The 2,260-nt window shown below is 32.4% G+C and carries 3 protein-coding genes; all 3 read right to left on the reverse strand.

What is annotated here, in order from left to right; all coding sequences use genetic code 11:
• Positions 1-226 precede the first annotated feature (226 nt).
• The 3 genes from MF4642_RS16365 to MF4642_RS16375 all read right to left on the reverse strand — a co-directional run bounded on the left by MF4642_RS16365 (position 227) and on the right by MF4642_RS16375 (position 1,922).
• The gene (locus MF4642_RS16365) at positions 227-523 is read right to left on the reverse strand and encodes a hypothetical protein (RefSeq protein ID WP_153041807.1); all 297 of its coding nucleotides are present in this window, start codon (positions 521-523) and stop codon (positions 227-229) included.
• A 165-nt stretch (positions 524-688) separates the two neighbouring features.
• The gene (locus tag MF4642_RS16370) at positions 689-1,150 is read right to left on the reverse strand and encodes a hypothetical protein (protein WP_078426865.1); all 462 of its coding nucleotides are present in this window, start codon (positions 1,148-1,150) and stop codon (positions 689-691) included.
• A gap of 118 nt (positions 1,151-1,268) precedes the next feature.
• Complete coding sequence (locus MF4642_RS16375) at positions 1,269-1,922, reverse strand: hypothetical protein (RefSeq protein WP_078426866.1); 654 nt, start codon at positions 1,920-1,922, stop codon at positions 1,269-1,271.
• Positions 1,923-2,260: the final 338 nt, after the last annotated feature.

Below are 2,260 nucleotides of genomic sequence, written 5' to 3' on the forward strand. Positions count from 1 at the left end.
GGCTACATAGTTCTATTGGCTATGTTTCACCATTTGAGTTTGAAAATATGTACTATGATAAAATCAACACCTTAGATTGTGTTGCATAACTTAAATAAACTGTCTCCGATATAGTCGGTACGGTTCAATATGTGTGTATGTGTGTATGTGTGTAATAAAGATTCTGCTAAAAATGGTCTATAAAAGGAAGTAAAACTCAGCCTTATACTTTTAGACAGACATCGGCTTATTCCAAGCCATTCAATAGCTTTTTGTAGGTACGAGTTTCGGCATCAATTGTTTTATAATTGAAATGCCGATTTGCCTGATTTAAAGCGATTAAGTTCTTGTAAAAATTCAGAGTATCGACACAAATGACATTTACCTGTGCCTTGATATCTCCACGAGCCCGGACTTGTTGCATTTTTTGTTCAATAACGCGATCTGAATCTAAACCGAGGTAATATCGTTCAGTGATATAGTCATGTTCTGTCGCTTGCTTTAAATTTTTTGCATATATAGAGAAACTACATAGGCTGATCATCACATATATCATTATTTTAAACATCGAATTATTATCATTATTTTTCAACTATCTTTTAATATTAACTTTATTTATATTATTTTCCTATTCATACAACACGAAATCATAAATTCAATTTGAACAAAAGCTAAAAGTATTCATGATGTGTAAATGCCAAACAATAAATCAATTTTTCGTATTTCCTGAAAGCTTTTCAGATATTTTAGACATACGGTATAGCTCACGGTTATTAATGCGATATCGCTCTTGGTCTAAGCTGGCACGACCTTCAATAACCGCTTCTAACGCAGTTAAAGTTTTTTGTGCATAATTTCTTAGATCGGTATTTTCTGAAATAGACGCGAGATCTGAATTAGGCTCAAGCACACCTGATTCAAGTTCCTCCACCCCACCAGTGCTAAAATTCACTATACGAAGTGAAAAACCATAATGGCCAGTTTTATAGTCTTTTGAGATATTTGCAGGCACATTGAAGACATGCATATTTCCCTGCGCTGTAGACTGCAGATCTGCACCACCTAGATATGCATAGATTGTCCAATCAGATGCAGGATATGCCGTTAAATTCAGATTGAATTTAAATGTCGTACCCGCTTTGATTTGGTTGAGAAACAATTGACTACTCATGTATTTTTCTATATAAAACTTTGCTTTTTCTTGGTTTTATCATTATTTTTAAGTGTTTTTTTTCATTATTAACTATTGTAAAAAACCTCCCGAAGGAGGTCATATATTGAAATTTTTATTATTGATCATCTATGGAGACGTTTATTAAATCCTCAGCAGCAATAACTCCAGTATTCAATCCATTCTTAATATTCACGGGTAAACTAGGAAAGAACTCTTTCAAATCTTGATCTAAAAACTGGAAACCATAATCTAAAACGCGCCATTGATCACTCAGATTATCTCGAACAAAGAAATAATCTACCAACATTGCTTCAATCCCCAATTCTTCTCCTTCTGACTCTATTCTTGCATACGCTTGAACAGGAATAATGCACACCTCTCCAACTGGAGTAACAGCATTATATTTGTAGTCTAACAATTCATAAAAATAGGGATTTAATTCATTTTTAGCGTTATATTTCGCTAGTTTTCCTATCCTTTTATTATAAACTTTACTATCAATCCATTCATCTTCAGCCCAATATTGTCTATCTGCATCATAATTTTTAAACCCCCAGAATTTTTTATTTGGGTGTTTCTCATTAAACAAAGAAGAGTAATCATATTTTTCTATAAAATTAAGAATTTCACTTTCATTACTAATCAGGTTTGCATCAGATTTCATCTGAACAAGTTCTTCAAATAAAGAGTAATTACTACCACATTCTAATGATTTAGCATTAGCCAATGCACTGAAACACAAAAACATTCCTATTAGTATTCTTTTCACAAAGCTATCCTTCAACAATATAATAAATCTATTAAGTAAATAATTTTTGAATTAACAAAATGACTTAGTGAATGAGGGCGAGCATATTCTTTCCGTATGCGCTCAGCATCACTATCTTCTTTTCTGTTACTAATTTAGAATCGGCCATTGTAACAAGCTCAGCTGAATTTTAGTTACTAGACTTTCAAAATTTAAGTAATATTTTTCATTATGTCTTGTCCTGAAATAGATTGACAGTATTCCACTTCAAACCGAGTTAAGCAATTAGCTCGGTTTTAGTTTGCTCATACATCTGATTCGGGGTGTTCATATTTAAACTTAAATGTGGTCTATAGCAA

It is taken from the genome of Acinetobacter sp. MF4642 (assembly GCF_002018925.1).
Lineage (GTDB): Bacteria > Pseudomonadota > Gammaproteobacteria > Pseudomonadales > Moraxellaceae > Acinetobacter > Acinetobacter johnsonii.